This window comes from Methylovulum sp. (assembly GCF_028687615.1).
Classification (GTDB): Bacteria; Pseudomonadota; Gammaproteobacteria; order Methylococcales; family Methylomonadaceae; genus Methylovulum.
In genome coordinates, this window is sequence record NZ_JAQTZU010000054.1 from 1 (window position 1) to 5,652 (window position 5,652).

Here is a 5,652-nt window from a genome sequence, read left to right on the forward strand (position 1 = left end):
ACTCCGCGGATGACTTGGAAAAGACTTTGTTGAGCTATCTGATCATCTACAACCTTCATATTCCACAACGCGCCATCAACCATCAAACGCCTATGCAAGCCGTCCAAAAATGGCAAGAAGATAAGCCTGAGTTGTTTGTTAAAAAGGTTTATGACCAGGCGGGACTTGACATCTAGGCTTGACTTTTAACAAATCATTCCGATTGCGGGACTACCCTTAAAATTAACGATATGCTAAAAAAGTTAGGCGTGACTAGAGCGCAAGTTTTGGAGAATGCGTAAAGCCGGAGAGGTTCCACTGCCAGTTATCAAAAACCCTCAAATGTGGCTTGCCAGCAAAGTAACTGAGTTTTATGAAAATAGAGCTTCGAAACAGAAATCCTCGTAAGTGGCTCCATCGCTGTCGGCCTCTTAGTCATTCCATTTCCCATCTTCCTTTTCTCCATATTTTCGAGTCGTCTGATGATGACTCGAATATCGTGATTTTCATTCAACCAATTTGATTGACTTGACAGCATTGGTTGCTTAATATTTGTTCGAAATCGCACCGTCTTGACCGCTGTTTTTTCGCATATTCTGCGCAAGTAACCAACAAAAATTCATTTCACCCGCCGGTATTCAAATCGAAATCAAAGTGACCATAAAAGTGACCACCAATAAAAAGGGCTTAGGTAAAACTTACCTAAGCCCTTGATTTACTTGGCTCCCCCGGACGGGCTCGAACCGCCGACCTAGTGATTAACAGTCACCCGCTCTACCGACTGAGCTACAGGGGATTAAACTTTTTGAATTGGCGCGCCCGGAGAGATTCGAACTCCCGACCGATCGGTTCGTAGCCGATTACTCTATCCATCTGAGCTACGGGCGCGTTAAATTGAGCTGGTTATTATCTTTTCTAATTACAAAACTGTCAAGAAAATATTTTTAAATTAATTTTGGCGGAGAGAGAGGGATTCGAACCCTCGATGGGAGTTAAAGCCCATACTCCCTTAGCAGGGGAGCGCCTTCAGCCTCTCGGCCATCCCTCCTGAAACTGTGGATCACTCAGAACTAGCTGACTCTGCTTGTTCTTTTTTTATTCTTTCGTAAATTTCTTCTCTGTGTACAGATACATCTTTTGGCGCGTTGACACCTATGCGAACCTGGTTTCCCTTAACTCCAAGGACGGTAACCGTCACTTCGTCACCAATCATTAAAGTTTCCCCTACTCGGCGAGTCAGTATAAGCATGGCTTCTCCCTAATGTATTTAAAAACTTACTGTTTTACACAGCATCCAACTTACGCTAAGCATAATAACAGTTTTTCAGGTAAATAAAAATCAAAACCTGAGGTGGTGTAAACTTTGCTTTGGTAAACTGTCGGGCATGACTTACGCAAATTTGTTGCAGATTCATGATATTTAAGCTGTTTGGTGGAATTGGAATTAATCTGATGGAATTATCTAAAAATCCATCATTCACGCTACAATGGCTATTTTTAAACTGAAATAATTAAAATGGACGTAATTTCCCACATTGCTGAAGAATTATCGGTAAATCCCAAACAAGTGAGTGCGGCAGTCAAGCTGCTGGATGAAGGTGCGACCGTGCCTTTTATTTCCCGTTACCGCAAAGAGGCCACGGGGGGCTTGGATGATAGCCAGTTACGGATGCTGGAAGAGCGTCTTATTTATCTGCGCGAACTTAACGGGCGACGCGCCAGCATACTCGATAGCATCCGCTCGCAAGACAAGCTGACACCAGAACTAGAGCTGGCCATCAATTCGGCAGACACAAAAACCTTACTGGAAGACTTGTATTTGCCTTTTAAACCCAAGCGACGCACCAAGGCACAGCAGGCCCGTGAGGCTGGTTTAGAACCCCTTGCAGATGCATTGCTCAATGAGCGAAGCTTAGTGCCGGAACAAGCCGCCTTGGCCTATTTTGACGAGGAAAAAGGTGTTGCTGATGTGGCGGCGGCATTGGAAGGTGCGCGGCAAATTATCATGGAGCGTGTCTCTGAAAATGCCGAGTTGCTGGCCGAATTGCGTGAACGGGTTTGGCAAAAGGGGATTATTCACGCGACGGTGCTTGCGGGTAAAGAACAGCAGGCGGAAAAATTTAAAGATTATTTCGATTATAGCGAGGCAATCAACAAAATCCCCTCGCACCGAGCCTTGGCTTTGCTACGCGGCCGCAACGAAGATTTGCTGGGTTTGCACCTAAAGCCCGCCGCCGATGATAAAACCGAACACGATTTGTGCGCCCAATTTGTCGCGCAGTATCTAAAAGTCTCCGACACCGCCCGTGCTGCCGATGCGTGGTTGGCGGAAACTGCCCGCCATGCTTGGAAAATCAAACTTTATACGCGCATTGATGCAGATTTGAGGCAACGTCTGCGTGAAGCCGCCGAACAAGAAGCCATAAAGGTTTTCGCCAGTAATTTACGTGCCTTGCTGTTAGCCGCACCTGCCGGCAGCAAAACGACGATGGGGCTGGATCCGGGCATACGCACGGGGGTGAAGGTTGCCGTCGTGGACGCCACCGGAAAACTGTTGGCGACGGAAACGATTTACCCGCATCCGCCGCGCAAGCAATGGGACGAATCTATCGCCAGCCTCGCACAGCTCATCAAAAAACATGGCGTCAACCTGGTCAGCATCGGCAATGGCACGGGTTCACGCGAAACCGACCAACTGGTGGCGGATGTCATCAAACAACACCCTGGATTGGCTATCACCAAGATTGTGGTCTCAGAGGCGGGCGCGTCGGTGTATTCAGCCTCCGAATTTGCCGCCAAAGAATTCCCCGAATTGGACGTATCTTTGCGCGGTGCAGTTTCCATCGCCAGACGTTTGCAAGACCCGCTGGCGGAACTGGTGAAAATCGACCCCAAATCTATCGGCGTAGGCCAATACCAACACGATGTCAATCCTGTGCAATTGGCGCGGAGCTTGGATGCGGTGGTTGAGGATTGTGTCAACGCGGTGGGTGTCGATGTCAACACCGCTTCAGTTCCCTTGCTGAAACAGGTGTCAGGCTTATCGACCAGTGTCAGTGAAAATATTGTCGCTTACCGTAACGAGAACGGCCCGTTCCGCAATCGTGAACAACTGAAAAAAATCCCCCGTTTGGGTGACAAAACCTACGAGCAGGCGGCGGGTTTCTTGCGTATCATGAATGGCGACAATCCGCTGGATGCCTCCGCCGTGCATCCTGAAGCTTATCCGGTCGTGGAAGCGATTATCAAAGACACGGGCAAATCGATCCGCGACATCATCGGGCAAAGCCTGTTTTTACGTAACATCAACCCCGGCAAATTTACCAGCGAAGATTTTGGTTTGCCCACCGTCACTGATATTTTGCAAGAGCTGGAAAAACCGGGGCGCGACCCCAGGCCAGAATTCAAAAGTTTGGCGTTCACCGCAGGGATAGAAAAAATCACCGACTTGGAAGTGGGCATGAAGTTGGAAGGCGTGGTCAGCAATGTCGCCAATTTTGGAGCGTTTGTCGATATAGGCGTACATCAGGATGGTTTGGTGCACGTATCGCATTTGTCCGACACTTTTGTCAAAGACCCCAAAGACGCGGTTAAAGTCGGCGACATGGTAAAAGTCACCGTATTGGAAATCGACGTGGCGCGGAAACGGATTGCCTTAAGCATGAAAACGGCTCCCGACGCCGTCCGTCAACCGCGTCCGGAAAAAGCCGAAAAATCCGTTAAGAAGCAATCCGCCGCCCCTAAAAAAGTGGAACCGGTGCGGGGCACGATGGCGGATGTGCTCGCTAAGGCATTGAAGAAATAAAAAACACAAGCTCTGCTATACTAATTCCATCATTTAACTAACCAACAGGATTTGCCATGAATAAATTTAACCGTTTCTTTGTGTACGTCTTATGCAGCGGACTGATAACTACTTACCTACCCCAAAGTATGGCGGATCAGCAGGATGACAACACCAGCATTGCCGCAACGGTCAACACTTTGCAAAGCCAGCAGCCATGCAGTTATGCTCAAAAGATCAACGAAAAAGCCTTGCGGATGGTGTCTAATTTTGACTCCAGCCTATTGGAAATCCCAAAAAACATCATCAACACCACCAACGACAGCAACATCTTCTATGGCTTGACTGGCGGCCTTGCCAAAGGCCTGATCAATACCTTGGGGCGCGTAAGTGTCGGTTTTGCTGATTTCATATCGCTGCCCATCCCTACCAAACCTGTTGCTTATCCTTTGCATGTTTGGGATGATTTTGATAAGGACACCCAGTATAACGATATTTTTCGTCTCGATAACTGCCCCCCTAGCGACGAAGTCATTGCCACGCCAGATGTCCCCGCTGTACAAACTAAAGTGGTTGCCGTACCTCCGCGCCCCGTACCTGACAATTTTGGAGGCGACAATGAGCACACTAACCGCAAATTGGATACGCTTTTCAAAAAGCAAATGATGAAGTAAACGGACTGCCCCGGTTTGCCACTTTTCTGTCATTTTTATTTTATTTTTAAGGTTTTATTATGCTGCTTAAAAAAATTTCCTTTACCTTGTCAGCCATCGCCCTGTTATCAGGATGTGCCAGTATCGTCACCGATTCAGCCCATCCGGTCGCTATTTCCAGCCTGCCTAGTAACGCCGAATTTGCGGTCGTAAACCAGCAAGGCAAAACCGTACATAGCGGCAAAACGCCTGCCACCGTCACGCTAAAAAGTGATGCCGGTTATTTTAAAGGCGAAAAATACACGCTTAAATTTCAAAAAGAAGGCTATGGCACACAAAGCACGCCACTGAATGCCCATTTAAATGGCTGGTATTGGGGCAACCTCCTTTTCTTACCAGTAATAGGCCACTTAATCGTTGACCCTTTAACTGGTGCGATGTGGGCTTTGCCTGAATCAAAACCGGTGGTGTTGGTGCCCAAGGAATAATTTCGCAACCCTCTAATTTGTCACTATTCATCCCCCAATTCCGCACAAAGCGTTATACAGATAACATTCCTGTTTGGCATGTTATCTGTTCAAACTGGCGGAACCTATCCCTTTTCCCTTCGATTTAGGAATAGGCATGAAATAACTTGGAGTGTATAGTTCCGTGCGATCATATACCCATCCGTAGCTGGTCGTTGTTCCGGGCAAAAGCGTATTTACAAGAACATTATCAGACTGCTAAACAGGAAACAAGCACATGGGCCACCACATCCATTCCCAAGCAAGGACAACGCCCGTAATCCGCCAAGAAATCAAGGATTCGGCACTGTCAGACCGGAAACTGGCCGGGCGGTACAACATTAGCGAGGAAATGGCAACAGCGCGAGGACACCGAAGACCGTTCACATCGCGCCCATACCTTAAACACCACCCTAACGGAGCTGGAAGACGACTGCATGGATGCCACCACAAGGGGGGTCTATGGACAGAGCGGTTGCCGGGGCGATTGTGGCCGGTTTGCGTGAAACCTTGTATCTGCCTCTGGATGACTTGCTTTATGTCACTAAAACATACATCAACCCGGACGTGTCGCGTTCTGGCTTGGCGCGATGCCTCAAGCGGCATACCCTCTGGGGCACAAGTGGCATCTCCAAGCTGAAAGACGTCCTGCCGCCCGTGGAAGACGACGACTGCATGGATGCAGGAGGTAGGGCAACGCAGGGAGCGGTTGCCGAGGCCGCACAGCCGC

The 5,652-nt window shown here is 48.6% G+C and carries 4 protein-coding genes, 3 tRNA genes and 1 pseudogene; 4 read left to right on the forward strand and 4 right to left on the reverse strand.

Annotated features, from left to right (window positions below; translation table 11 throughout):
* Window positions 1–699: 699 nt before the first annotated feature.
* From PHH59_RS16810 to csrA, 4 genes are all read right to left on the reverse strand, one after another.
* Window positions 700–775 (reverse strand) — tRNA-Asn (locus PHH59_RS16810).
* Between the two features lie 15 nt (window positions 776–790).
* Window positions 791–867, reverse strand: a tRNA-Arg gene (locus PHH59_RS16815).
* Between the two features lie 68 nt (window positions 868–935).
* Window positions 936–1,027: transfer RNA gene (locus tag PHH59_RS16820), tRNA-Ser, on the reverse strand.
* A gap of 12 nt (window positions 1,028–1,039) precedes the next feature.
* Entirely contained in the window at window positions 1,040–1,228 is a 189-nt protein-coding gene (csrA, locus tag PHH59_RS16825; protein ID WP_019864253.1) for a carbon storage regulator CsrA, read from the reverse strand.
* A 267-nt stretch (window positions 1,229–1,495) separates the two neighbouring features.
* On the opposite strand from csrA, the gene PHH59_RS16830 reads away from it, so the two are divergent.
* The 4 genes and pseudogenes from PHH59_RS16830 to PHH59_RS16845 form a co-directional block, all read left to right on the forward strand.
* The gene (locus tag PHH59_RS16830) at window positions 1,496–3,784 is read left to right on the forward strand and encodes a Tex family protein (protein ID WP_300019003.1); all 2,289 of its coding nucleotides are present in this window, start codon (window positions 1,496–1,498) and stop codon (window positions 3,782–3,784) included.
* A gap of 56 nt (window positions 3,785–3,840) precedes the next feature.
* Window positions 3,841–4,437 carry an exosortase system-associated protein, TIGR04073 family gene (locus tag PHH59_RS16835; protein WP_300019006.1) on the forward strand — a complete coding sequence of 199 codons (597 nt, stop codon included), beginning with the start codon at window positions 3,841–3,843 and terminating at the stop codon, window positions 4,435–4,437.
* A gap of 59 nt (window positions 4,438–4,496) precedes the next feature.
* Window positions 4,497–4,904, forward strand: coding sequence for a hypothetical protein (locus PHH59_RS16840; RefSeq protein WP_300019009.1), 408 nt, complete (start codon window positions 4,497–4,499; stop codon window positions 4,902–4,904).
* Window positions 4,905–5,384: 480 nt separating this feature from the next.
* Window positions 5,385–5,652 (forward strand): annotated as a pseudogene (locus PHH59_RS16845) (hypothetical protein); the annotation flags it as partial.